Source organism: Pseudoroseomonas sp. WGS1072, from assembly GCF_049340465.1.
In the GTDB taxonomy this organism is placed as follows: Bacteria; Pseudomonadota; Alphaproteobacteria; order Acetobacterales; family Acetobacteraceae; genus Pseudoroseomonas.
This window is the reverse complement of the sequence record NZ_JBMPSU010000001.1, coordinates 1,327,743-1,349,827: the sequence shown is the minus strand read 5'-3', so window position 1 is coordinate 1,349,827 and position 22,085 is coordinate 1,327,743. Positions and strand designations below refer to the sequence as shown.

The window sequence follows — 22,085 nt, the reverse complement described above, 5'->3', positions numbered from 1 at the left end:
AAACGGGTGAGGGGAGGCGGGGATGTCGGCAGTGGGGTCCGGGACGCCCGGAACAGGCCCCGGGACGGACCCCGGGGCGGCGGCCGTCCCGCCGCCGGGCTGCGGCGAGATCTTCCTGGCCTTCGGCAAGGTCGGGCTGACCAGCTTCGGCGGCGGCCTCTCCGGCTGGATGATGCGGGAATTCGTGCAGCGCCGCCACTGGCTGGGCGAGGGCGAGTTCCTCGACGGGCTCTCGCTCTGCCAGGCCCTGCCCGGCGTGAACGTGGTCAACCTCTCGCTCTGGATCGGCTACCGGCTGCGCGGCGGGCCGGGCGCCCTGGCCGGGGCGCTGGGGATGATCCTGCCGGCGCTGGTGCTGGCCCTCGCCACCACGGCGCTGGCCGGGCCGTTGCTGGCGCGCCAGGGGGTGCACTGGGCGATGGCCGGCGTCGCCGCGGCGGCGCTGGGCCTGTCGCTGCAGATGGGGCTGCGCGCGGCGCGGCGGGTGGTGGCGCGGGGCGTGGCGCCGGCGGCGATCCTGGCGGCCACCTTCCTGGCGATCTTCTGGCTCCGCCTGCCCCTGCTCTGGGTGGTGCTGGCCATGGCGCCCCTCGGCATCGCCCAGGCGGCCTGGGCGCTCCGGCCGGCCCGGCCGGGCTGAAGCGGCCGGCCCCCATGGAGCATCCCCTGGAACATCCCCTGGAACATCCCCTCTGGCGCATCCTGCTGGTCTTTCTGCCGCTCTCCTTCCTGACGGTGGGCGGCGGGCAGAGCATCGTGGCCGATGTGCACCGCCAGGCGGTCGAGGTGCAGGGCTGGATGGGCGACGCCCGCTTCCTGGAGCTCTTCGCGCTGTCCCGCCTGCTGCCCGGCCCCGGCGCGCTGCTCTCGCCCATGGTCGCCTGGCAGGCCGCCGGCATGGCCGGCGCGCTGGTCGCGACGGTCGCGCTCTTCCTGCCCTCCTCCCTGCTGGTCTATGCCCTGGCCGGGCTGTGGCGGCGCAGCCGGGGCGCGGCCTGGACGCGGGTGGTCGAGCAGGGGCTGGCGCCGGTCGCCGCCGGCATGATCCTGGCCGCCGGCGCCACCCTGCTGCGCGCCGCCGAGGGCGGGCCGCTGGCCTGGGCGGTGGCGGGACTGTCCACCCTGCTGCTGATGACCACCCGGATCAGCCCCTTCCTGCTGCTGCCGGCGGCGGGCCTGCTGTTCTGGATGGTCTTCGCCTGATGGGGGGGCGGTCGCGGGCCTCGCGGCGGCGATTCGCGCTTCCGGTGCTTCCGCCGTCCGCCCGCGCGCGCTAGCACGGCGCGATGAAGCCGCCCGCCCGCCCCCGCCCGCGAACCCGCCTCGCGGCCAAGCCGCGCAATCCGACCCGCAGCGCCGCCCTGGCCCTGCTGACGGCGGTGCTGGAACGGCATCGCGGGCTGGAGGAGGCGCTGGACGCCCTGCCGCCCTCCGATGCGCGGGACCGCGCCGCCGCCCACCGCATCGCCGCCGCCGTGCTGCGCCGCATGGGCAGCCTGGACGCGGTGCTGGAGCCGCTGCTGCGCCGCGAGCCGCCGCCCGAGGTGCGCAACGCGCTGCGCATCGGCGCCGCCGAGCTGCTGCTGCTGGAGACGCCGCCGCATGCCGCGGTGGCGAGCTGCGTCGACCTGGTGCCGCGCCCCTTCGCCGGGCTGGTGAACGCCGTGCTGCGCCGCGTGGCGGAGGCCGGGCCGGGCGCCGTGGCCGAGCTGGACGGCGAGCGGCTGGACACGCCGGGCTGGCTCTGGACCGCGTGGCACAAGGCCTATGGCCCGGCGGTCCGCGCCATCGCCCGGGCGCACCGGCTGCCGGCGCCGCTCGACCTCTCGCTGAAGCCCGGCACGCCGATGCCGGACGGCGCGGAGGCCCTGCCCACCGGCACGGCGCGCTTCCCCGCCGGCACCCGCATCACCGAGCTGCCCGCCTTCGCCGAGGGCGCGGCCTGGGCGCAGGACGCCGCCGCCGCCCTGCCCGCGCGGCTGCTCGACGTCCGGCCGGGCATGGCGGTGGCCGATCTCTGCGCCGCGCCCGGCGGCAAGACGGCGCAGCTCGCCGCCGCCGGCGCCCGGGTCACGGCGGTGGAGCGGGACGCGACCCGCATCCTGCGCCTGCGCGAGAACCTGTCGCGGCTCGGGCTGGAGGCGGAGGTGGTGCAGGCCGACGCCGCCGCCTGGGCGCCGGCGGCGAGGTTCGACGCCGTCCTGCTCGATGCGCCCTGCAGCGCCACCGGCACCATCCGCCGCCACCCCGACGTGCCGCACCTGAAGCGACCGGGTGACATCGCCACCCTGGCCGGGCTGCAGCGGCAGCTGCTGGAGGCGGCGGCGCGGCTGCTCGCCCCCGGGGGGCGACTGGTCTACGCCACCTGCTCGCTGCAGCCGGAGGAGGGAGAGGTCCAGGCCCGCCAGGGCGCCCCCGGCCTGGCGCCCGACCCGATCCGGCCGGACGAGGTGCCCGGGCTCGAGGCGGCGCTCTCGCCCGAGGGCTGGCTGCGCACCCGGCCGGATCTCTGGTCGGAGCGGGGCGGCATGGATGGCTTCTTCGTGGCGCGGTTCCGGGCGGCATGAGGCGCGGGGCTCACGGAGCCGTCATTTGCCTTTTCCGCCCCCGGCGGATGGAAGCGTCAGGCTTTGTCAGCCGCCCGGCGTGCCGAATCTCCTGGATTCCCTGGTGCGGCCGGGTCCGGCCGCCTTGTCCCGCTCCAGGCCTGAAGGCATAACTTTCCCCGTGTCACGCCCGGTCAAAATCGCCCCGTCCCTGCTCGCCGCCGATTTCGCGCGGCTGGGCGAGGAAGTCGCCGCCATCGAAGCCGCCGGCGCCGATTGGCTCCATCTCGACATCATGGACGGGCATTTCGTCCCGAACATCAGCTATGGCCCGGCCATCCTGAAGGCCCTGCGGGCGAAGTCCCGCCTGCCCTTCGACACGCATCTGATGATCGCGCCCGTCGATCCCTTCCTGGGCGACTACGCCGCCGCCGGGGCCGACCGGATCAGCGTCCATGCCGAGGCCGGGCCGCATCTGCACCGCACGCTGCAGAGCATCCGGGCGCTCGGCAAGTCGCCGGGCGTGGTGCTGAACCCCGCCACGCCCGCCGCCGCCGTGGCGCCGGTGCTGGACATGGTGGAGCTGATCCTGGTGATGACGGTCAATCCCGGCTTCGGCGGGCAGAAGTTCATCCCCGGCCAGCTGCCGAAGATCGCCGAGCTGCGGCGCATGATCGATGCCACCGGCCGCGACATCGCGCTGGAGGTGGATGGCGGCGTGACGGCGGAGACGGCGCCGGCCTGCATCGAGGCCGGGGCGGATGTGCTGGTCGCCGGCACCGCCGTCTTCGGCGCCCCGGATTATGCCGCGGCGATCGCCGCCCTGCGGGGGCCCGGCCTGCGGGACTCTGGCCTGGCCGGAGGGCGCGCCTGATGTCGGACTGGCTGCGCGGCGCCCGCCGGGTGGTGGCCGGGCTGAAGCCGGTCCGGGTGCCGGACGCGCCGGCCCGCTCCTTCCGCGACCTCTGGCCCGGCGATGCCGCGCGCGGCCACCGGCTGCTGCGCGGCGAATGCGAGATCGCCGGCACCATCCGCCCGCTCGCCCTCTCCACCGAGGTCGGCCAGGGTCAGGCGTTGGGGTGGGAGGAAGGCGGCGGCTCGGCGATCTGGCGCGCCGCCGTGCACGGCTTCGCCTGGCTGCGCGACCTGCGCGCGCTCGGCACCGACGCCGCCCGGCTGCGCGCCCGCGACCTGACGGCCGATTGGCTGGCCCGGGGCGGGGTGGAGGCCATCGCCGCCGTGCCCGAGGTGGCCGGCGCCCGGCTCTCGGCCTGGCTCGGCCACTGGGACTTCCTGGCCGCCACCGCCGAGGATGGCTTCCGGCGGCAGCTCATGGTTCGGCTGGCGCAGGATGCGCGCGGGCTGGTCGCCTCGCTGCCCGCCGAGGCGCGGCATCGCGGCGCGCTGGTGGCGCTCAAGGGCGGCCTCGCCGCCTCGGTGGCGCTGAACGAGGAGGCCTGGGTGGCGCGCTGCCTGCGCGTGCTGCCGCAGGAGATCGAGCGGCAGATCCTGCAGGACGGGGCGCATGTCGAGCGGAGCCCGGGCCAGCTGCTGCTGGCGGTGCAGGACCTGATCGAGATCCGCAACCTGCTGCATGGCGCCGGGCTGGAGGCGCCGCCGCACCTGGCCCTGGCGCTGGACCGCGCCGCCCCGGCGCTGCGCCTGTTCCGCCATGGCGATGGCGGCCTGGCGCTGTTCAACGGCACGCGCGACGAGGGCGCGGCGCTGGTCGACCTGGTTCTCACCCAGGGCCAGGCGCGCGGCCGGGCGCCGCTGATCCTGACCGAGGGCGGCTTCCAGCGGCTGCAGGCCGGGCGCACCCTGGTGATCGCCGATTGCGGCGCGCCGCCGGAAGGGCGTGGCGCGCTCAGCCCCGCCGGCCTGCCGCGCCATCCGGACCGCTTCCACCATGCCGGCACGCTCTCCTTCGAGATGTCGGTGGGGCGGGACCGGCTGATCGTCAACTGCGGCTCCGCCATCGCCGCCGAGGGGCCCTGGCGCGACGCACTGCGCGCCACCGCCGCCCATTCCACCCTGGTGCTCGCCGACACCAACAGTAGCGAGTTGCGCGAGGAGGGCCTCGGCCGCCGGCCGGAGGCGGTGGAGGCCGAGCGGCAGGAGGCGAATGGCGCGCAGTGGCTCGATGCCAGCCATGACGGCTACCGCCGCGGCCATGGCGCCATCCATCGCCGCCGCCTCTACCTCTCCGAGAATGGCGACGACCTCAGGGGCGAGGATCTGCTGGAGGGCGAGAACCTGCCGGCCTGCGTGGTGCGCTTCCACCTGCATCCGGGCGTCGTCGCCAGCCTGCAGGAGGAGGAGAACGCGGTGCTGCTGCGCCTGCCCTCCGGCGGCAGCTGGCGGCTGCGCGCCAGCCGCGCCCGCCTCGGCGTCGAGGAAAGCGTCTTCATGGCCGGTGAGCCGCGCCGCACCTCGCAGGTGGTGCTCACGGCCGAGGCCGGCTCGCCCTCGGTGCAGTGGGCGCTGAGCCGCGTCGGTCAGGCGGGGCGGGCGCCGGGCGAGTAGAGGCCCCCACTTGAAGATCGCCGAGGTCTGCAACGTCGATTTCTCGCTGCGGCACTTCGTGCTGCCGGTGATGCGCGGCGCGCGCGCGCGCGGGCACGAGGTGGTGGGGATCTGCGCCGAGGGGCCGCTGCTCGACCAGCCGCGTGCCGAGGGCTTCCGCATCCTGCCCGTGCCGATGGCGCGCAGCCTGAACCCGCTGGCCCAGGCGCGGGCCTTCGCCGCGCTGCTGCGGATCTTCCGCGCGGAACGCTTCGATCTGGTGCACGCGCACATGCCGATCTCGGGCCTGCTGGCGCGCGCGGCGGCCCGGGCGGCGGGGGTGCCGCGCATCGCCTATACCGGGCATGGCTTCCTGTTCAACCAGCCCGGGCCGCCCTGGCGGCGCGGCCTCTCCTTCGGCCTGGAATGGCTGGGCGGGCGGATGACCGACGTCTTCATGACGGTGAGCGAGGAGGAGGCGGCCGATGCGCGCCGCCTCGGCATCGCGCGGCGGGCGGTGGGCATCCGCAACGGCCGCGACCCGGCGCGCTTCCACCCCGACCCGGCGGCGCGCGCCGCGCTGCGCGCCGAACTCGGCGCGGCGGAGGATGACTGCGTCATCGTCATCGTCTCCCGGCTGGTGCGCCACAAGGGGCATGTCGAGCTGCTGCGGGCGATGGAATCCGTGCCCCGGGCCACGCTCTGGGTGGTGGGCGAGCGGCTGCCGACCGACCACGGCCCCGACATGACGGAGGATTTCGCCCGCGCCGCGCGGCTGCTCGGGCCACGCCTGAAGCGCCTCGGCTACCGCGAGGATGTTGCGCGGATCCTGGCGGCGGCGGATGTCTTCTGCCTGCCGAGCCATTTCGAGGGCCTGCCGATGTCGGTGATCGAGGCGATGATGACCGGCCTGCCGGTCGTCGCCACCGACATCCGTGGCCCGCGCGAGCAGGTGGTGGAGGGCGGGACCGGCCTGCTGGTGCCGCCGATGCGGGTCGCGCCGCTGGCCGCCGCGCTGGCGCGCCTGGCGGCCGATCCCGCCCTGCGCGCGCGGCTGGGCGCGGCGGGACGGGCGCGCGCGCTGGAGCGCTTCGACGAGGGCAAGGTGATCGGCCGGACGCTGGACCTGATGGGGCTCTGACGGCGCGGCCCCCGCCCGCCCCGCGGGGCCAAGACGGCGATTGCCAGCCGCGCCCGCGGGTTGTTAGCCTCGGCGCCGCCGCCGAGAGAAGCCGGTCGGGAGAAAGCCAGTCACGCAAGTCGAGAAGGAAACGCGATGTTCCGCTCACTGCGTGCGCTCACCATGCTCGCCTGCGCCTGGCTCGGGTCGTACGGCGCGGCTTCGGCCCAGCCGGCCTCCGATATGCTCGGCGCCATCCGCGCCCGCGGCTATCTGCTCTGCGGCGTCGCCGGCGGCACGGTGGGCTTCAGCCTGCCGGACAGCCAGGGCGTGATGCGCGGCCTCGACGCCGATGGCTGCCGCGCCGTCGCCGCCGCTGTCCTCGGCGATGCCGAGAAGGTCCGGTTCGTGCCGACCACGGCGCAGAACCGCTTCACCGCGCTGCAATCGGGCGAGGTGGACATGCTGGTGCGCAACACCACCTGGACGCTGGGCCGCGAGGCGGCGCTCGGCCTCGAATTCGCCTCCGTCAACTTCTACGACGGCACCGGCTTCATGGTGAAGACCGAGAGCGGCGTGCGCGAGATGAGGCAGCTCAACGGCGCCTCGGTCTGCGTGCAGCCGGGCTCGACCACCGAGCTGAACCTGGCCGACTACTTCCGCAGCCACGGCATGAGCTTCTCGCCGCTCGTCATCGCCGATCTCGAGGAACTGCGCGCCGCCTTCATCAACGGCCGCTGCGATGCCTTCACCACCGACGCCTCCTCGCTCGCCGCCTTCCGCTACGCGCAGGGTCCGAACGCGGACAAGTACTTCCTGATCCCCGGCGTGATCTCGAAGGAGCCGCTCGGCAGCGTCGTCCGCAAGGGCGACTTCAAGTTCTTCGACGTGGTGCGCTGGACCCATTTCGCGCAGCTGACGGCGGAGGAGCTGGGCATCACCAGCAAGAACCTCGACAGCTTCGCCGACAGCAACAGCCCGGAGGTGCAGCGCTTCCTGGGCCGGACCGGCGATCTCGGCAAGATGCTCGGCCTGCAGCCGGACTGGGCGGTGCAGATCGTCCGGCAGGTCGGCAATTTCGGCGAGATGTGGGACCGCAACATCGGCCCGCTCGGCGTCGACCGGGGCATCAACAATCTCTGGAACAAGGGCGGCATCCAGTACGCGCCGCCGATGCGCTGAAGACGGGCCCGGTCGGGGGAATCCGCGGGCGGTTCCATTCGACCGGAGGCTGCCCCAGAGTGGCCGCGGCCGCCGCGCGCCGGGCGGCCGCGGCTCTCCGCACCGGGCGCCAGGGAAGTCCGCATGTCCGGCGATCCGCTCTTCGACCCCGCCGATTTCCGCATCCCCGAGGGCGTCGCGCATCTCTGCGCCGGCGGCGAGCCGCCCTTCCTGCTGCGGCATGACGAGGCCTTCCGCCGCTACGCCGTGAACAAGAGCAACGGGCCCGCCGGGCGCGAGGCGCAGGAGGCGGAGGTGGAGCGGGTGCGCGGCCTCGTCGCACGGCGCTTCGGCATCCCGCACGATTCCACCGGCTTCGTCTCCAGTGTCGCCGAAGGGATGTCGATGCTGGTGGAAAGCCTCGACTGGCAGCCCGGCGACAATGTCTGCCTCGATCCGGACGAGTATCCCTCCCTGGCCGCGCCCGCCCTGCTGGGCCTGCCGGACGGGGTGGAGATCCGCCCCGTGCCGGTGCGCGACCCGGAGGCGGTGGCGGCGCGGATGGATGCGCGGACGCGGCTGCTCGCGGTCAGCCATGTCTCCTACCTGAACGGCGCGCGGCACGACCTCGCGGCCCTGCGCGCCGCGACCGACCGCCGGGGCGCGATGCTGGTGGTGGACCACACCCAGGCGGCGGGATACCTGCCGCTCGACGATGCCGCCGCCGCCGACTTCGCCTTCTGCGCCTGCTACAAGTGGCTGCTCGGCACCACCGGCACGGCCGTGGCCTACTGGAACCGCGAACGCCAGCCGGGTTGGCGGCCGCGCACGGCGGGGTGGTACTCGCTCGCCTCGCAGGCGCGCCCGGACTATGGCGCCCGCCCGGCCCTGCGCCCGGACGCCATGCGCTTCAGCCGCGGCAATCCCTCCTACGTCTCGCTCTATGTCCTGGGATCGGCGCTCGACTACCTGGACGGCTTCGGGACCGCGTCGGTGCGGGCGCATGTGCAGGGCCTGACCACGGCCTTGCTTGGCCGGCTGGCGGCGGCGGGGATCGCCAGCACCACGCCGGCGGATCCGGCGCGGCACGGCGCCAGCGTCTGCGTCGAGACGCCGCGCGCCGCCGCGATCGTGCGGCGGCTGGAGGCCGAGGGGATCTATGCCTGGAACGGGCGCGGCCGCATCCGCGTCAGCTTCCACGGCTACAACGGCGCGGCGGAGATGGAACGCGTGGCGGCGGCGCTGATCCGGCACGCGGCCGCCGGCTGAGGCTTTTCCGGGGAAGCGCGGCGGCGGGCGGAGGCTTCGGCCTCAGCCCACGCTGCCGGAGTCCGGCCCGGCCAGGGCCAGGTCGCGCAGGGTTTCCAAGGCCGGCCGCAGGCTGGACTCCGGCGGCGCGGCCAGGGCCAGCCGTACCGCGTCCGGCGCATGCCCGGCGCCGACGGCGAATTCGGCGGCGGGGGAGACGGCGATGCGCCGCCGGGCCGCCGCCGCGACGAAGGTCTCGGCCCGCCAGCCCTCCGGCAGTTCCAGCCAGAGGTGATAGGCGCGCGGGTCACCGCGCAGCCGCAGCCCGGCGTCGCCGAGGATCCCGCGTGCCAGCGCGTTGCGCGCCAGGGCATCGGCGCGTTTGCGTCGGACCAGGGTGGCCACGCTGCCATCCTCCATCCACGCGGTGCCGGCGGCCAGGGTGAAGCCCTGGGCGGACCAGCCGCCCAGCCGCAGCGCGGCGGCCAGGCGGTGACGCAGCGCGGCGGGCGCCGCCATCATGCCCAGGGTCAGCCCCGGCGCGACCCGCTTCGACAGGCTGTCCACCACCACGACGTGATCCGGCGCATGGGCGGCGAGCGGCGCGACGGCCTCGTCGGCGAGGAAGGCATAGACGACATCCTCCACCGCCAGGATGCCCAGCTCGCGCAGCAGGGCGCCGAGCGCCGCCCGCCGCGCCGGCGGCATGGTGACGCCGAGCGGGTTGTGCAGATCCGGCTGGAGGTAGATCAGCCGCAGCGGATGCGCACGGTGCGCGGCCGCCACCGCCTCCGGCCGCAGCCCCTCGGCGTCCATGGCCAGGGGCACGGACTGCAGGCCGAGGCGCAGGGCCATGCCCTTGGCCATGGGATAGGTCATGGCCTCGAAGCCGATCCGTTCGCCCGGCGCGACCAGGGCCGTGAACAGCGCGGCGATCGCCTGCTGCCCGCGCCCGGCGAAGAGCAACCCCTCGGTATCCGGACGCCAGCCGCCGCGGGCCATCAGCGCCGATGTGGCGGCGCGGGCCTCGGCCGTGCCACGCACCGCGCCGCGCCCGAGCGCATCCATCAGCGCCTCTGGCCCGGTCAGGCCGACAAGGCCGGGGGCCAGCAACGCCGCCTGATCCGGCAGCACCGAGAAATTCACCTCGAGATCCGTCACCTCCGCCCCTCCCGCCTCGCGGGCGGGCGGCCTGGGCAGTGGCGTGCCGGCGGCGCGCAGGAAGGTGCCGCGCCCGACCTCGCCCACCGTCACGCCCCGGCGGGTCAGCTCGGCATAGACACGGCTGGCGGTTGAGGCGGCGATGCCGCGCCGGTGCGCGAAGTCCCGGCTGGTCGGCAGCCGGTCGCCGGCCCGGCGGCGCCTGGCGGCGAGATCGGCGGCGAGTTCCTGGCTCAGGGCGTCGGCGATGGCGCGAAAGTCGGTCATCGGGCGATTGTACCGAGAACAATTCCGCTATTGAAGCGGTAATTTGCCCCATGCCATGAATTGATTCGGGTCAATTTGAAGGAGCCCACCGTCGTGATCGGATCAATAGGGCAGTCATATCGGTACAATCCGCAAGGCATCGTCGGGAGCGTCCGCTTCCTCCTCGCCGCCTGCGAGGCGAGGCTGCGCCTCTGGCGCCGGCGCGCCGCCACCCGGGCCGAACTCCGCGATCTACCCCCGGAGCGGCTGCGTGACCTCGGCATGACCGGGGCGGAAGCGGCCCGTGAGGCCGCCCGGCCCTTCTGGTCATGAGCGCCGCGGCCACGTGTGCCGGGCCCGGACGGCCTGCGGAGCACCGCTACGCTGTTCTGGACGTCTTCACGGACCGGCCGCTGAGCGGCAATCCGCTGGCCGTGCTGCCGGAAGCCGGGGGGCTGGACGGGGCCACGATGCAGGCCCTCGCGCGCGAGTTCAACCACTCCGAGACCAGCTTCCTGATGCCGCCCGAGAACCCGGCGAACACCGCGCGGCTGCGGATCTTCACCCCGGCGCACGAACTGCCCTTCGCCGGCCATCCGACGCTGGGCGGTGCCTGCGCCCTGGCCTGGGATCTGGCCGCGCGGGGCCTCGCGGTGCCGGAGGAGATCCGCTTCGAGGTGCCGGCCGGCCTGACGGTGGTGGTGCCGCGTCGGCGGGACGGCGTGGTCGTCGGTGGCGAGCTTCGCGCGCCGCAGCCGCTTCGCCGCCTCGGCGCGGTATCGCGGGCGGCGGTGGCGGCCAGCCTCTCCCTGCCGGAGGCGGCGCTGGCCTCGGCCGAGATCGCCAGCGTCGGCACGCCCTTCCTGCTGGTGGAGCTGGCGGAGGCGGAGGCGATGGCGCGACTCGTCCCCGATCCCGCCGCCTGGGACCGGCTGCCGAAGGAGGAGGGGGCCGGGCGGCTCTACGTCTTCCGGCGCGATGGCCCGGGCGCGCTGCGCGCCCGCATGTTCACCCGCCGGCTCCAGGAGGATCCGGCGACCGGCAGCGCCACCGCCGCGGCCGTGGCGCTGCTGCTCGACCGCGAGGGCGGCGCGGTGCTGGAGCTCGACGTCCGCCAGGGGGTGGAGATGGGGCGGCCCAGCCGGCTCACGGCCCGCGCCTGGCGCACGGCGGAGGGCATCCTCGCCGCGGTAGGCGGGAATTGCGTGCCGGTGATGGAAGGGCGCCTCCGGCTCCCGTGACGGGGCCCGGCCGCGGCAGGTGCTCAGCCCGCCACCGCCCGCTCCACGGCGCGGGCGAACTTCGCGGCGATCTCGTCCACCTGCGCCGCCGTCACCGTGTAGGGCGGCGCCAGGATGGCATGGTCGCCGAGGCGGCCGTCGATCGTGCCGTTCATCGGATAGCAGGCCAGCCCCTCCTCATAGGCGAGGTCGCGCACCCGCTCGTGCACGGCCAGCGCCGGGTCGAAGGGGGTCTTGGTGGCGCGGTCCCGCACCAGCTCCACCGCCCAGAACAGGCCGCGCCCGCGGATCTCGCCGACATGCGCGTGGTTGCCGAGGCGCTCGGTCAGGGCCTGTTCCAGCCGCGCGCCCTGGCGCGTGACATTGGCCAGCAGGTCCTCCTCGGCGATCACCCGCTGCACCGCCAGCGCGGCGGCACAGGCCATGGGATGCGCCTGGTAGGTATGGCCGTGCTTGAAGGCGCCGGAGCCGTCGCGCAGCGCCGCCACCACCTTCTCCGCCACCAGGATGCCGCCGATCGGCTGGTAGCCGCCGCCCAGCCCCTTGGCGATGACCTGGATATCCGGCGCCACGCCCTCCTGCTCCCAGGCGTGCAGCGTGCCGGTGCGACCCATGCCGCACATCACCTCGTCCAGGATCAGCAGCGCGCCGTGCCGGTCGCAGACCGCGCGCATGGCCTGGAAATAGCCGGGCAGGGCGGTGACGCAGCCGAGCGTGGCGCCCACCATGGTCTCGGCCAGGAAGGCGATGACGGTCCCGGGGCCGAGGCGCCGGAACTCCGCCTCCAGCTCGGCGGCGAGGCGGGCGACATAGTCCGCGTCGCTCTCGCCCTCGGCGCGGCCGCGATAGGGATAGCAGGCCGAGACATGGCTGAAGGCGTCGGAGAGCAGCGGGGCGTAGGGCGCGCGGCGCATGGCGTTGCCGCCGGCGGCCAGCGCGCCGAGCGTGTTGCCGTGATAGCTCTGCCGGCGGGCGATGACGTGGCGCCGCTCCGGCTGGCCGATCTCCAGGAAGTACTGCCGGGCGATCTTGAGCGCCGCCTCGTTGCCCTCGCTGCCGGAGGAGACGAAATAGGCGTGGCTGAGCCCGCCCGGCCGATGGCCGACCAGCACATCGGCCAGGGCCTCGGCGCTCTCGCAGCCGAACAGCGCGGTATGCGCGTAGCAGAGCGTCTCCATCTGCGCCCGCATGGCCTCCAGCACCCGGGGGTGGCCGTGGCCGAGGCAGGCGACGGCGGCGCCGCCGGACCCGTCGATGATGGCGCGGCCGTCCTGGTCGCGCAGGTGGATGCCCTGGCCGGAGAGCGCGAGAGGGGGGTCGCTGCGCAGGCTGCGATGGATCAGGTGGCTCATGCGGCCTCTCTCCCGGGCGTGGCGGGGAGAGCCTAGGTCGGATCGGGAGCCGGCGACAGGGCGACGCGGCGGGGGATGTTTTCATCCCCCCGCGATCTGCTCTAAGCCTTTGCCATGGCTCGCTCCACAGCCCGCGCCGCCGCCCTGCCGCCCCGCCCCGCGCCGCAGGCCCGGCCGCGCCGGCGTGGCCTGCCGGCCCGGCTGCTGCGGCTGCTCCTGCTGCTGCTCATCTGGGGCGGGCTGGCGCTGGCGGCATTGCTGCTCGCCTTCGCCTGGGACCTGCCCCGCCCGGAGGAGGCGCTGGCCACGACCCGCCGCCCTTCCGTGACGCTGGAGGCCGCCGACGGGCGCCTGCTCGCCACCAGCGGCGACCTCTATGGCGAGGCGGTGCGGCTGGCCGACCTGCCGCCCTACCTGCCGGGCGCGCTGATGGCGGTGGAGGACCGCCGCTTCCGGGCCCATTTCGGCCTCGACCCTCTCGGACTGGCGCGCGCCGCCATCGCCAACCTGCGCGCCGGGCGGGTGGTGCAGGGCGGCTCGACCCTGACCCAGCAGCTCGCCAAGAACCTGTTCCTGACGCCCGAGCGCAGCCTGCGCCGCAAGGTGCAGGAGGCGATGCTGGCGCTCTGGCTGGAGCGCCGCTTCACCAAGGACCAGCTGCTGGAGATCTACCTGAACCGCGTCTACCTCGGCAGCGGCGCCTATGGGATGGATGCGGCCGCGCGGCTCTATTTCGGCGTGCCGGCGCGGCGCGTGACGCTCTGGCAGGCGGCGATCCTGGCCGGGCTGCCCAAGGCGCCCTCCCGGCTGAACCCGCGCGTCGCCCCGGCGGCGGCCATGCACCGGGGCGCCGACGTGCTGCGGGACATGGCCGAGGTCGGGCTGATCACCGCCGCGCGCTCCACCCAGGAGGCCGAGCGCATGGCGCTGCCGCGCCGGCCCTCCGGCGATGCCGGCTGGTTCGCCGATTGGGTCCAGGAGGATCTGGCCGAGGCCTATCCCGGCGCCGGCGACCTCATCCTCCGCACCACGCTCGATCTGCGGCTGCAGGCGGTGGTGGAGGCACGGCTGGAGGCGCTGCTGGCCGGGCCCGGCGCCGCCGCGCGGGCCGGCCAGGGGGCGGTGGTGGTGCTCGACGCGCGGGACGGTGCGGTGCGCGCCCTGGCGGGCGGGCGCAGCTACCGGCAAAGCCCCTTCAACCGCGCCACGGCGGCGCGGCGGCAGCCCGGCTCGGCCTTCAAGCCTTTCGTCTTCCTCGCGGCACTGGAGGCCGGGGCCACCCCGGAGGAGATGGTGTCGGATGCGCCGCTGAGCCTCGGCCGCTGGTCGCCGGGCAATGGCCACTGGCGGGCACGCGGCGCGATCACGCTGGAGGAGGCGCTGGCGCAGAGCGTCAACACCGCCGCCGTGCGGGTGATGCAGCGCGGCGGCGGGCCGCGCGCGGTGGCGGCGGTGGCGCGGCGCCTCGGCATCCAGGGCCGCTTTCCCGATGCGCCCTCTTTGGCCCTGGGCACGGCGGAGGTGACGCTGCTCGACCTGGTGGCGGGCTACGCCCCCTTCGCCAATGGCGGCTACAGCGTCACGCCCTATGGCGTCAGCCGCGCCGAATCCGCCGAGCGCCTGCTGGCCGTGCCGCGCACCGCGCCGCAGCGGGCCGTCGCGCCCGAGCATGCGGCGATGATGCGCCGCATGCTGGGCGCGGTGGTGCGGGAGGGCACCGGCCGCGCCGCCGCCGTGCCGGGCCTGGCCTCCGGCGGCAAGACCGGCACGACGCAGGACTCGCGCGATGCCTGGTTCATCGGCCTGGCGGGGCCGCTGGTGATCGGTGTCTGGCTGGGCAATGACGATGCCGGCCCGATGGCCGATGTGCGCGGCGGCAGCCTGCCGGCGCAGCTGTTCCGAAGCATCGTCGAGGAGGGATTGCGATGAGCGAGGCGGAGGGCGAGGCGGGCCGCCGCATGGCCGGGCTGGCGCGGCCGATGCAGCACGCGGTGAACAACCTGTTCATGGTGCTGGTCATGAACCTGGAGGCGATCCAGGGGAGCCTGCCGCCGGAGGACCGCAACGCCGTGCGCCTCGGCCGGGCCCTGCAGGGGGCGCGGCAGGCGGAGGCCCTGCTGCGCTCCTACCTGCGCCTCGGCCGGCCGGAGGAGCAGGGCGAGATCGATTCCGCGCGCTTCCTGGAGGCGGTGCTGCCGGTGCTGAACCTCGCCGCCGGCAAGCCGCTGACCCTGGAGGTGGCGGCGGCGGCGGCGGTCCGCCCGGCCCGTCCCCGGGCCGACATCGCCCTGCTGGCCCTGGCGGAGGGCGTGCGCGGGCTGCCCGCCTCGGCGCCGCGCCGGCTGCGGCTGGAGGGCCGGCTGCTGACGGCGAGCTGGCCGGCGCCGGAGGCGGCGCTGCCGCTGCTGGCCGCGGCCGGGATGCCGGCCGAGGTGGCGGGGGAGGAGACCCGGCTGCGCCTGGGCGCCTGAGCCGCCGCCTTCAGCGGGCCGGCGGGGCGGGCGCGATGCCCTCCTCCACCCGGCCGATCAGATAGGGGAAAAAGGGGTTGGAGGAGACGCGCAGCAGGCTGTCGAGGTCGACGACCAGGGTGTTGCGCTCGCCACGCGGCGCGATGTCGCCCAGCCGGATGCCGAAATCCTCCTCCGGATCCGGCTTCAGCCCGTAGAGCGCGTCGGTCACCGGGAAGGGCAGGGCGATGTGGGAGAGGGAGTAGATGTCGGGCGGATAGTCCAGCTCCAGGGGCTGGCGGCGGAGGGCGGTCTCCCCGGCGGCGAGGCTCTCCTCGGCCATGCCGGCCTCATCGGGCGAGCGGTTGCTGAGGACGGTGACGCGGTAGCGGCGCGGCGGAGGCGGCAGCAGCCGCTCCAGCGCCGTCTCGGAGGCGGGGCGGAAGAGCGGGCCGAGCCGCGTCGCGCGGTTGATGTCGAACAGCACCAGCTCGCTGCCATTGGCGGGGAGCCGGGCGTAAAGCCCATCCAGCACGGCGGCGGTGCTGACGGTGGCGTCCATCACCGACTGGAAGGTGAGCACCGGCGGCAGGGGGCCGAGCCGGCCCTCGCGCGCCAGCCGCGCCAGGCGCTGCCGCAGGACATCGGTGAGCAGCCAGGACTGGCGCGCGCCGTTCACCGGGAAGGAGTTGTACTTGAACGGGTTGAACTCGGGCGAGATGCTGAGCCAGGCGGCCTTGGCGAAGGCGGGGAAGACCGCCGGCAGTCCGGCCAGCCGGGCGAAGCGCGCAAAGGCCGTGACGCCGACCATGGGCGAGACCAGCACGATGCGGGCCACCGGCTCCGGGTCGCCGGCCTCCAGCATGTCGAGCGCCTGCATCAGCGCCAGCGCGGCGCCGTTCGAGAAGCCGACCAGATGCACCGGCGCCCCCGGCCCGGCGCGGCGGCGCGCCTCGCGCAGCGCCATCCGCGTCGCCGCCATCCAGTCCTCCCATTCCACCGCCGTCAGCGCGCCGGGGACGGTGCCATGGGCGGGCAGGCGCGGCGCGATGGCGACGAAGCCCCGCGCGGCGTAGCGGCGCGCCAGATGCCGCAGGCTGTAGGGCGAATCCGTCAGCCCATGCAGGAAGACGGCCGCGCCTTGTGCCGGTCCCTCGGGCTCCAGGACGTAGGAGCGGTTCCAGTCCCGCGGCAGGTGCGCCGGATAGGCCGGGCTGCCCTCGAAATAGCGGTTGAGGGGAATGCGGTCTTTGGGGTCGAGGCGGCGGCTGACCGTCTCGCGCATCTCGCGCAGAAGCCGCTCCTCGGCGGCGAGGTAGCCGTTCCAGCCGGCCTCCTCGATGGCCTCGCGCGGCAGCTCGCGGGGCACCAGGATGTGCCAGGCCTCCAGCGGCGCGCCGCGCTGCGAATCCCAGGCGCGCACGACGAGCAGGGTGAGCAGGCAGGCGCCCACCAGGATCAGCGCGCGCCGGACCTGCCGGCCGCCCCAGCCGAACAGCCGCCGCACCGGCATCAGCCGAGCCCCATGGCGGCGCGCACCGCGCGCGACAGCGGCGTGTCGGCGCAGAGCTGCAGCGGCAGGTCGAAATGGTTCGAGCCGGGCGGCGGCGCGACGGTCGTGACGGCGCAGCCGGCGGCGGCGCAGCGCGCCGCGTGCCCGGCGGTCTGGCGCAGGAACTCGCCGGTCTCGGTGGCGGCGGCGCTGAAGACCAGCGGCAGGCCGGCGCGCGGCGGCGGCAGCAGGGCGGGGGAGTTCCGCGCGGCGGCCGCGGCATCGAGGCGGAGCCAGTCATGGACGTGGCAGTGCCGCAGCGGCTCCAGGTCATAAAGGCCGGAGAGCAGGGTGGCGCCGGCGACGCAAGGCTCGGCCGAGGCCAGCATCGCCGCCAGATGCCCGCCCGCCGAGGCGCCCGCGACATGGATGCGCGCGGGATCGCCGCCATGCGCCGCGACATTCGCCCGCAGCCAGGCCAGGGCGGCGCGGCACTGCCGGACGATCTCGTCCAGCGTCACGGCGGGGGCGAGCGCGTAGTTCAGCACCGCGACGCAGGCCCCGGCGCGGGTCAGGAAGGGCGCCATGAAGCCGGAATCGGCGGCATCCAGCAGGCGCCAGTAGCCGCCATGGATGTAGAGGAAGACGGGCGCCGGGCCGGGCCGGGCGGCGAGGTAGAGATCCAGCCGCTCCGGCTCCGTCGGCCCGTAGGCGAGGCCGATGCGGCAGGGCAGGTCGCGCCGCGCCGCCGCGGTGCCCGAGCGATAGGCGGCGAGGAAGGGCGCGATGTCCGGCACGGTGGCGCGGGCATCGTATTCCCGGTCGAGCGCCGCGCGGTCCATGCCCCGGTAGAGCTGTGTCATGCCGAATGGTGGCTCGAATGCGCGGCGCGGGGAAGCCCGTGCTACAGCCCGATCCAGCCCCTGATCCGCTCCGCCTCGGCGATCATCGCGGCACCGCTGCCGGACCAGACGGTGCGGCCCTTCTCCAGCACGTGGTGCCGGTCGGCCAGGCGGCCGAGCGCGGCGAGGTTCTTGTCCACCACCAGGATCGACTGGCCGCGCGCCTTGAGCGCGGCGAGCGTCGCCCAGATCTCGGCGCGGATCACCGGGGCCAGCCCCTCCGTCGCCTCGTCCAGGATCAGGAGGTGCGGATTGGTCATCAGCGCCCGGCCGATGGCCAGCATCTGCTGCTCGCCGCCGGAGAGGGTGCGGGCGGATTGCCCGGCGCGCTCGCCCAGGCGCGGAAAGAGGCCGTAGACCCGCTCCAGCGTCCAGGGCTGCGCATGGCCGACGCGGTTGGCGGCGGTGGCGACGAGGTTCTCCCGCACCGAGAGCGTCGGGAAGACCTGCCGCCCCTCGGGCACCAGCCCGATGCCGCGCCGCGCGATGGCCTCGGGCGGCAGGCCCGCCAGGGATTCCCCGCGGAAGCGGATCTCGCCGCCGCGCGGCGGGGTGAGGCCCAGGATGGCGCGGATCGTCGTCGTCTTGCCCATGCCGTTGCGGCCGAGCAGGGTCGCCACCTCGCCCTCGCCCAGGGCGAGGGAGACGTCGAACAGCGCCGTGCTGGCGCCATAGCCGGCGGTGAGGCCGCGCACCTCCAGCATCACGCCTCCTCTCCCTCGCCGAGATAGGCCGCACGCACGGCCGGATCGGCGCGGATCGCCTCCGGGGCGCCGCTGGCGATGCAGCGGCCCCGCACCAGCACGGAGACACGGTCGGCCAGCGCGAAGACCGCCTCCATGTCGTGCTCCACCAGCAGGATCGCGACCTCGCCCTTCAGCCGGCGCAGCGTTTCCGTCATGGCCTGGGATTCGCCGGCGCCGAGCCCGGCCATCGGCTCGTCCAGCAGCAGCAGGCGCGGCCGCAGCGCCAGCGCCAGCGCCAGCTCGACCTGCTTGCGCTCCCCGGCCGAAAGCGCGGAGGCCGGCAGGCCGCGCCGCGCCGGGTCGAGGCCGAAGCGGTCGAGCAGGGCACGGGCCGGCTCGCGGAGCCCGCGGTCGCGCCGCGCCGCGCGCCAGAAGCGGAAGGAATGGCCCTGCCGCGCCTGCACGGCGAGCGCCAGGTGGTCCTCGGCGCTGGCCTCCTCCAGCAGCTGCACCACCTGGAAGCTGCGCACCATCCCGCGCCGGGCGCGGCGCGCGGCGGAGAGATGCGTGATCTCCGCGCCATCGAAGCGGATGCGGCCGGAATCGGGGCGGATCTCGCCGGTGATCTGGCCGATGGCGGTGGACTTGCCGGCGCCGTTCGGGCCGATCAGCGCGTGCAGCTCGCCGGGGCGCACGTCGAGGCTGAGCCCGTCGGTGGCGCGCAGCCCGCCGAAACTCTTGCGGAGGTCGTCGAGGACCAGCAGCGGCGCGCTCACGCGAGGTGCAGCCGGCGCAGCGCCGCCATCAGCCCGCCGCGCGCGAAGATCACGACCAGGACCAGCAGCGGGCCGAGGATGAACTGCCAGTGCTCGGTGAGCCCGGCCAGCCCGTATTCCAGCCCGACCAGCGCGACGGCGCCGAGCACCGGGCCCATCAGCGTGCCGGCGCCGCCCAGGATGACCATGACCATCAGCTCCCCCGACTTGGTCCAGTGCAGCATGTCGGTGCTGACGAAGCGCGTGGCATTGGCCATCAGCGCGCCGGCCAGCGCCGTGCCCATGCCGGAGAGGATGAAGGCCACCAGCCGGTAGGGATAGGGCGAGATGCCCAGCGCCACCACGCGCCGCTCGTTCTGCCGCGCGGCGGAGAGCACCTGGCCGAAGCGCGCGCGCGTCACCCGCCGCAGCAGGAGGAGCCAGGCGAGCAGCAGGCCGAGGCAGAGCCAGTAGAGCTGCGCCGGGTCGCGCAGGTCGAGGCCCGGCAGCTCGCCGCGGCGGCGGATGCTGAGCCCGTCATCGCCGCCATAGGCCTTCAGCGAGACGAAGAGGAAGAAGACCATCTGCGCGAAGGCCAGGGTGATCATGATGAAGGACACGCCGCCGGTGCGCAGCGACAGCGCGCCGATCGCCGCCGCCGCCACGCCCCCCGCCGCCATGGCCGCCAGCAGGGTGGCGGCGAGCGAGACGCTGCCGGGGATCAGGCCGAGCAGCGGCTCCTGCCACGACCAGTGGGCATAGAGGATGCCGACCGCGTAGCCGCCGATGCCGTAGAAGGCGGCGTGGCCGAAGCTCACCATGCCGCCGAAGCCGAGCGCCAGGTTGAGCGAGGCGGCGGCGAGCGCGTAGATCGCCATGCGGGTGGCGAGGCCGATGCTCGCCGGGCTGCCGGCCGCCTCGGCGATCCAGGGCAGGGCGAGGGCGGCGAGCAGCGCGGCGAGCGCGACGAGACGCTCACGCATGGGCGGGGAAGAGGCCGCGCGGGCGCCAGAGCAGGATGACGGCCATCAGCGCGTAGACGCTCATCGCCGCGAGGCCGGCGGCCAGCGCGTCGGCGTCGGGGCCCTGCATCCAGCCGCGCAGCAGGGCGGGGAGATAGGCGCGCGCCAGGGTATCGGCCAGGCCGACCAGCAGCGCGCCCGCCAGCGCGCCGCGCACCGAGCCGACGCCGCCGATGACGGTGACGACGAAGGTCAGGATCAGGATCTGCTCGCCCATGCCGATCTGCACCGAGAACAGCGGCCCGGCCATCAGCCCGGCGAGCCCGGCGAGCAGCGCGCCGAGGCCGAAGACCAGCGTGTAGAGCAGCCGCACATCGACGCCGAGGGCGCGCACCATCTCGCGGTGCGTGGCGCCGGCGCGCACCAGCATGCCGGTGCGGGTGTGGCGGATCAGCACGTAGAGGCCGAGGGCGACGGCCAGCCCGACGAGGATGATGGCGAGCCTGTAGACCGGATAGGGCAGGCCGGGCAGCAGTTCCACCGTGCCGCGCAGGGCGGGCGGGATCTCCACCAGGAGCGGCTGCCGCCCGAAGAGCAGCACCATGCCCTGGTTGAAGAACAGGATCAGCCCGAAGGTGGCCAGCACCTGGTCGAGATGGTCGCGGCCATAGAGGCGGCGCAGCACCAGCGCCTCCATCGCCATGCCGGCCAGCCCCGCCGCCGCCAGCCCGGCGGGCAGCGCCAGCAGCGCCGAGCCGGTCTCGGCCGCCACCCAGGCGGCGGCGAAGGCGCCGGTCATGTAGAGCGAGCCGTGCGCCAGGTTGATGATGCCCATGATGCCGAAGACCAGCGTCAGCCCCGCCGCCAGCAGGAAGAGGGTGACGCCGAGCTGCAGCCCGTTGAGCACCTGCTCCAGGAACAGCGCCATCAGCGCGCCGCCGCGGCGGGCGTCCCAGCGGGCGTCCCAGGGGGCATCACAGCCGGCATTGCGCCGCGTAGGCGTCGCCGTGGTTCTCGAGCACCTTGCCCTGCGTCACCAGCGCGGGCCGGCCATCCGCGCCGCGCGCCACCTTGATGAGGTACCAGTCCTGCACCGGGTGCTGGTTGGGGCCGAAGGCGAAGCGGCCGCGCGGGCTCTCGAACTTCGCCGGGTTCATGGCGCGGCGGAAGGCCTCGGTGTCGTCGATCCGGCCGCCGGTGCCCTCCAGCGCGGCGCCGATGGCCAGCGCCGTGTCGTAGCCCTGCTGCGCGTAATAGGTCGGCATGCGCGCGTACTTCGCCGTGAAGGCCTGCATGAAGCGCCGGTTGGCGGCGTTGTCGAGGTCGCTGTTCCACTGCGCCGTGACATGCACGCCAAGCGCCGCCTCGCCCACCGCCGCGAGGGTGTTGGAATCCATCGAGGGCGAGGCCAGCACCATCGGCACGCGCTCCAGCAGCCCGGCCTGCACATACTGCTTGAGGAAGGCGATGCCGAGCCCGCCGGGATGGAACTGGTAGACGGCATCCGGCGCGGCGGCGCGGATCTGCGCCATCTCGGCGGCGTAGTCGGTCTGGTCGAGCCGGGTGTAGACCTCGCCGGCGATCTCGCCCCTGTACTGCCGCTTGAAGCCGGTGATGGCATCCTTCCCGGCCTGGTAGTTCGGCGCCAGGATGAACATCCGCCTGTAGCCGAGGTTGACCGCCGCCTGGCCGGCGCTCTCGTGCAGCCCGTCATTCTGCCAGGCGACGGACCAGAAGTTGCGGTGGCACTCGCGCCCGGCGAGGTTGGAGGGCGAGGCGTTGGGGCTGACATAGAGGCAGCCGGCATCCAGCACGTCCGGCGCCACGGCGTTCAGCACGTTGGAGAAGACGATGCCGGTGAGCAGCCGGATCTTCTCGTTCTGCACGAAGCGCTCGGCGATCTGCTTGCCCTGGCCGGGCTTCAGCGCGTCGTCCTCGACCAGCAGCGTGACCGGCGTGCCGCCGAGCCTGCCCTCCCGCATCGCCATGGCGAGCGCGAAGCCATCGCGGATGTCCTGGCCGAGATAGCCGCCCGGGCCGGAGAGGGTCGTCACCATGCCGATCTTCAGCGGCGCGTCACCGGCTGTTCCCTGGGCCCCTCTCCCCTGGGCCCCTCTCCCCTGGGCCAGCGCCGGCCGCGCCAGCCCCGCCGCCAGCGGCAGGGACGCCAGACCGGCGCCGCCCCGCAACACATCCCGCCTGCCGATCATGCGCCCTCTCCCCGATCTGCGCCGGCAACCCGTGCCGGACCATTCTGT

The 22,085-nt window shown here is 74.7% G+C and carries 21 protein-coding genes; 12 read left to right on the top strand and 9 right to left on the bottom strand.

What is annotated here, in order from left to right; translation table 11 throughout:
• Positions 1-22 precede the first annotated feature (22 nt).
• The 8 genes from ACF3NH_RS06435 to ACF3NH_RS06400 all read left to right on the top strand — a co-directional run bounded on the left by ACF3NH_RS06435 (position 23) and on the right by ACF3NH_RS06400 (position 8,601).
• Positions 23-640, top strand: coding sequence for a chromate transporter (locus ACF3NH_RS06435; protein ID WP_422922278.1), 618 nt, complete (start codon positions 23-25; stop codon positions 638-640).
• 14 nt (positions 641-654) lie between these two features.
• Positions 655-1,203 (top strand): chromate transporter, encoded by a 549-nt coding sequence (locus ACF3NH_RS06430; RefSeq protein ID WP_422922276.1) that lies wholly within the window; start codon positions 655-657, stop codon positions 1,201-1,203.
• 83 nt (positions 1,204-1,286) lie between these two features.
• Positions 1,287-2,567, top strand: coding sequence for an RsmB/NOP family class I SAM-dependent RNA methyltransferase (locus ACF3NH_RS06425; protein WP_198367124.1), 1,281 nt, complete (start codon positions 1,287-1,289; stop codon positions 2,565-2,567).
• 160 nt (positions 2,568-2,727) lie between these two features.
• Positions 2,728-3,420: a ribulose-phosphate 3-epimerase gene (gene rpe / locus ACF3NH_RS06420; protein ID WP_422922275.1), complete on the top strand. Its 693-nt coding sequence runs from the start codon at positions 2,728-2,730 to the stop codon at positions 3,418-3,420.
• Positions 3,420-5,072, top strand: a complete 1,653-nt coding sequence (locus ACF3NH_RS06415) for a heparinase II/III family protein (RefSeq protein ID WP_198367126.1) — start codon at positions 3,420-3,422, stop codon at positions 5,070-5,072. Before rpe ends, ACF3NH_RS06415 begins: the two co-directional genes overlap by 1 nt.
• Positions 5,073-5,082: 10 nt before the next feature.
• On the top strand, positions 5,083-6,192 hold the full coding sequence (locus ACF3NH_RS06410; RefSeq protein ID WP_422922274.1) for a glycosyltransferase family 4 protein: 1,110 nt from the start codon (positions 5,083-5,085) through the stop codon (positions 6,190-6,192).
• A gap of 135 nt (positions 6,193-6,327) precedes the next feature.
• Positions 6,328-7,353 carry an amino acid ABC transporter substrate-binding protein gene (locus ACF3NH_RS06405; protein ID WP_422922273.1) on the top strand — a complete coding sequence of 342 codons (1,026 nt, stop codon included), beginning with the start codon at positions 6,328-6,330 and terminating at the stop codon, positions 7,351-7,353.
• 123 nt (positions 7,354-7,476) lie between these two features.
• On the top strand, positions 7,477-8,601 hold the full coding sequence (locus ACF3NH_RS06400; protein WP_422922272.1) for an aminotransferase class V-fold PLP-dependent enzyme: 1,125 nt from the start codon (positions 7,477-7,479) through the stop codon (positions 8,599-8,601).
• Between the two features lie 42 nt (positions 8,602-8,643).
• Here the strand turns inward: ACF3NH_RS06400 and ACF3NH_RS06395 are convergent, their stop codons facing one another.
• Positions 8,644-10,008 carry an aminotransferase-like domain-containing protein gene (locus tag ACF3NH_RS06395; RefSeq protein ID WP_422922271.1) on the bottom strand — a complete coding sequence of 455 codons (1,365 nt, stop codon included), beginning with the start codon at positions 10,006-10,008 and terminating at the stop codon, positions 8,644-8,646.
• A gap of 93 nt (positions 10,009-10,101) precedes the next feature.
• On the opposite strand from ACF3NH_RS06395, the gene ACF3NH_RS06390 reads away from it, so the two are divergent.
• Positions 10,102-10,320: a DUF1127 domain-containing protein gene (locus ACF3NH_RS06390; RefSeq protein ID WP_422922270.1), complete on the top strand. Its 219-nt coding sequence runs from the start codon at positions 10,102-10,104 to the stop codon at positions 10,318-10,320.
• Complete coding sequence (locus ACF3NH_RS06385; RefSeq protein ID WP_422922269.1) at positions 10,317-11,228, top strand: PhzF family phenazine biosynthesis protein; 912 nt, start codon at positions 10,317-10,319, stop codon at positions 11,226-11,228. Before ACF3NH_RS06390 ends, ACF3NH_RS06385 begins: the two co-directional genes overlap by 4 nt.
• A 23-nt stretch (positions 11,229-11,251) precedes the next feature.
• On the opposite strand, the gene ACF3NH_RS06380 is transcribed toward ACF3NH_RS06385, so the two are convergent.
• On the bottom strand, positions 11,252-12,580 hold the full coding sequence (locus ACF3NH_RS06380) for an aspartate aminotransferase family protein (RefSeq protein WP_422922268.1): 1,329 nt from the start codon (positions 12,578-12,580) through the stop codon (positions 11,252-11,254).
• A gap of 114 nt (positions 12,581-12,694) precedes the next feature.
• Between ACF3NH_RS06380 and ACF3NH_RS06375 the strand changes: the two genes are divergently transcribed.
• Together ACF3NH_RS06375 and ACF3NH_RS06370 are read left to right on the top strand one after the other, a co-directional pair.
• A complete protein-coding gene (locus ACF3NH_RS06375) occupies positions 12,695-14,509 on the top strand; it encodes a transglycosylase domain-containing protein (protein ID WP_422922267.1) in 1,815 nt (604 codons plus the stop codon).
• Positions 14,506-15,051: a hypothetical protein gene (locus ACF3NH_RS06370; protein ID WP_422922266.1), complete on the top strand. Its 546-nt coding sequence runs from the start codon at positions 14,506-14,508 to the stop codon at positions 15,049-15,051. Before ACF3NH_RS06375 ends, ACF3NH_RS06370 begins: the two co-directional genes overlap by 4 nt.
• 10 nt (positions 15,052-15,061) lie before the next feature.
• On the opposite strand, the gene ACF3NH_RS06365 is transcribed toward ACF3NH_RS06370, so the two are convergent.
• Genes ACF3NH_RS06365 through ACF3NH_RS06335 form a run of 7 tightly spaced genes read right to left on the bottom strand, consistent with a single transcriptional unit; the run spans position 15,062 to position 22,037 of the window.
• Positions 15,062-16,543, bottom strand: a complete 1,482-nt coding sequence (locus ACF3NH_RS06365; protein WP_422922265.1) for an alpha/beta fold hydrolase — start codon at positions 16,541-16,543, stop codon at positions 15,062-15,064.
• Positions 16,543-17,385: an alpha/beta hydrolase gene (locus tag ACF3NH_RS06360; protein WP_198367137.1), complete on the bottom strand. Its 843-nt coding sequence runs from the start codon at positions 17,383-17,385 to the stop codon at positions 16,543-16,545. Before ACF3NH_RS06360 ends, ACF3NH_RS06365 begins: the two co-directional genes overlap by 1 nt.
• A gap of 41 nt (positions 17,386-17,426) precedes the next feature.
• Positions 17,427-18,128 (bottom strand): ABC transporter ATP-binding protein, encoded by a 702-nt coding sequence (locus ACF3NH_RS06355; protein WP_422922264.1) that lies wholly within the window; start codon positions 18,126-18,128, stop codon positions 17,427-17,429.
• A complete protein-coding gene (locus tag ACF3NH_RS06350; RefSeq protein ID WP_198367139.1) occupies positions 18,128-18,886 on the bottom strand; it encodes an ABC transporter ATP-binding protein in 759 nt (252 codons plus the stop codon). The genes ACF3NH_RS06355 and ACF3NH_RS06350 overlap by 1 nt, the downstream gene beginning before the upstream one ends.
• The gene (locus ACF3NH_RS06345; protein WP_422922263.1) at positions 18,883-19,848 is read right to left on the bottom strand and encodes a branched-chain amino acid ABC transporter permease; all 966 of its coding nucleotides are present in this window, start codon (positions 19,846-19,848) and stop codon (positions 18,883-18,885) included. The genes ACF3NH_RS06350 and ACF3NH_RS06345 overlap by 4 nt, the downstream gene beginning before the upstream one ends.
• Positions 19,841-20,755 carry a branched-chain amino acid ABC transporter permease gene (locus ACF3NH_RS06340; RefSeq protein ID WP_198367141.1) on the bottom strand — a complete coding sequence of 305 codons (915 nt, stop codon included), beginning with the start codon at positions 20,753-20,755 and terminating at the stop codon, positions 19,841-19,843. Before ACF3NH_RS06340 ends, ACF3NH_RS06345 begins: the two co-directional genes overlap by 8 nt.
• 46 nt (positions 20,756-20,801) lie before the next feature.
• On the bottom strand, positions 20,802-22,037 hold the full coding sequence (locus tag ACF3NH_RS06335) for an ABC transporter substrate-binding protein (protein ID WP_198367142.1): 1,236 nt from the start codon (positions 22,035-22,037) through the stop codon (positions 20,802-20,804).
• Between the last annotated feature and the right edge of the window lie 48 nt (positions 22,038-22,085).

Coding starts and splice junctions, on each gene's coding strand:
- ACF3NH_RS06435 (WP_422922278.1), top strand. CDS start 23: ATGTCGGCAGTGGGGTCCGGGACGCCCGGAACAGGCCCCGGGACGGAC.
- ACF3NH_RS06430 (WP_422922276.1), top strand. CDS start 655: ATGGAGCATCCCCTGGAACATCCCCTGGAACATCCCCTCTGGCGCATC.
- ACF3NH_RS06425 (WP_198367124.1), top strand. CDS start 1,287: ATGAAGCCGCCCGCCCGCCCCCGCCCGCGAACCCGCCTCGCGGCCAAG.
- ACF3NH_RS06415 (WP_198367126.1), top strand. CDS start 3,420: ATGTCGGACTGGCTGCGCGGCGCCCGCCGGGTGGTGGCCGGGCTGAAG.
- ACF3NH_RS06405 (WP_422922273.1), top strand. CDS start 6,328: ATGTTCCGCTCACTGCGTGCGCTCACCATGCTCGCCTGCGCCTGGCTC.
- ACF3NH_RS06400 (WP_422922272.1), top strand. CDS start 7,477: ATGTCCGGCGATCCGCTCTTCGACCCCGCCGATTTCCGCATCCCCGAG.
- ACF3NH_RS06395 (WP_422922271.1), bottom strand. CDS start 10,008: ATGACCGACTTTCGCGCCATCGCCGACGCCCTGAGCCAGGAACTCGCC.
- ACF3NH_RS06385 (WP_422922269.1), top strand. CDS start 10,317: ATGAGCGCCGCGGCCACGTGTGCCGGGCCCGGACGGCCTGCGGAGCAC.
- ACF3NH_RS06380 (WP_422922268.1), bottom strand. CDS start 12,580: ATGAGCCACCTGATCCATCGCAGCCTGCGCAGCGACCCCCCTCTCGCG.
- ACF3NH_RS06375 (WP_422922267.1), top strand. CDS start 12,695: ATGGCTCGCTCCACAGCCCGCGCCGCCGCCCTGCCGCCCCGCCCCGCG.
- ACF3NH_RS06370 (WP_422922266.1), top strand. CDS start 14,506: ATGAGCGAGGCGGAGGGCGAGGCGGGCCGCCGCATGGCCGGGCTGGCG.
- ACF3NH_RS06365 (WP_422922265.1), bottom strand. CDS start 16,543: ATGCCGGTGCGGCGGCTGTTCGGCTGGGGCGGCCGGCAGGTCCGGCGC.
- ACF3NH_RS06360 (WP_198367137.1), bottom strand. CDS start 17,385: ATGACACAGCTCTACCGGGGCATGGACCGCGCGGCGCTCGACCGGGAA.
- ACF3NH_RS06355 (WP_422922264.1), bottom strand. CDS start 18,128: ATGCTGGAGGTGCGCGGCCTCACCGCCGGCTATGGCGCCAGCACGGCG.
- ACF3NH_RS06345 (WP_422922263.1), bottom strand. CDS start 19,848: ATGCGTGAGCGTCTCGTCGCGCTCGCCGCGCTGCTCGCCGCCCTCGCC.
- ACF3NH_RS06340 (WP_198367141.1), bottom strand. CDS start 20,755: ATGGCGCTGTTCCTGGAGCAGGTGCTCAACGGGCTGCAGCTCGGCGTC.
- ACF3NH_RS06335 (WP_198367142.1), bottom strand. CDS start 22,037: ATGATCGGCAGGCGGGATGTGTTGCGGGGCGGCGCCGGTCTGGCGTCC.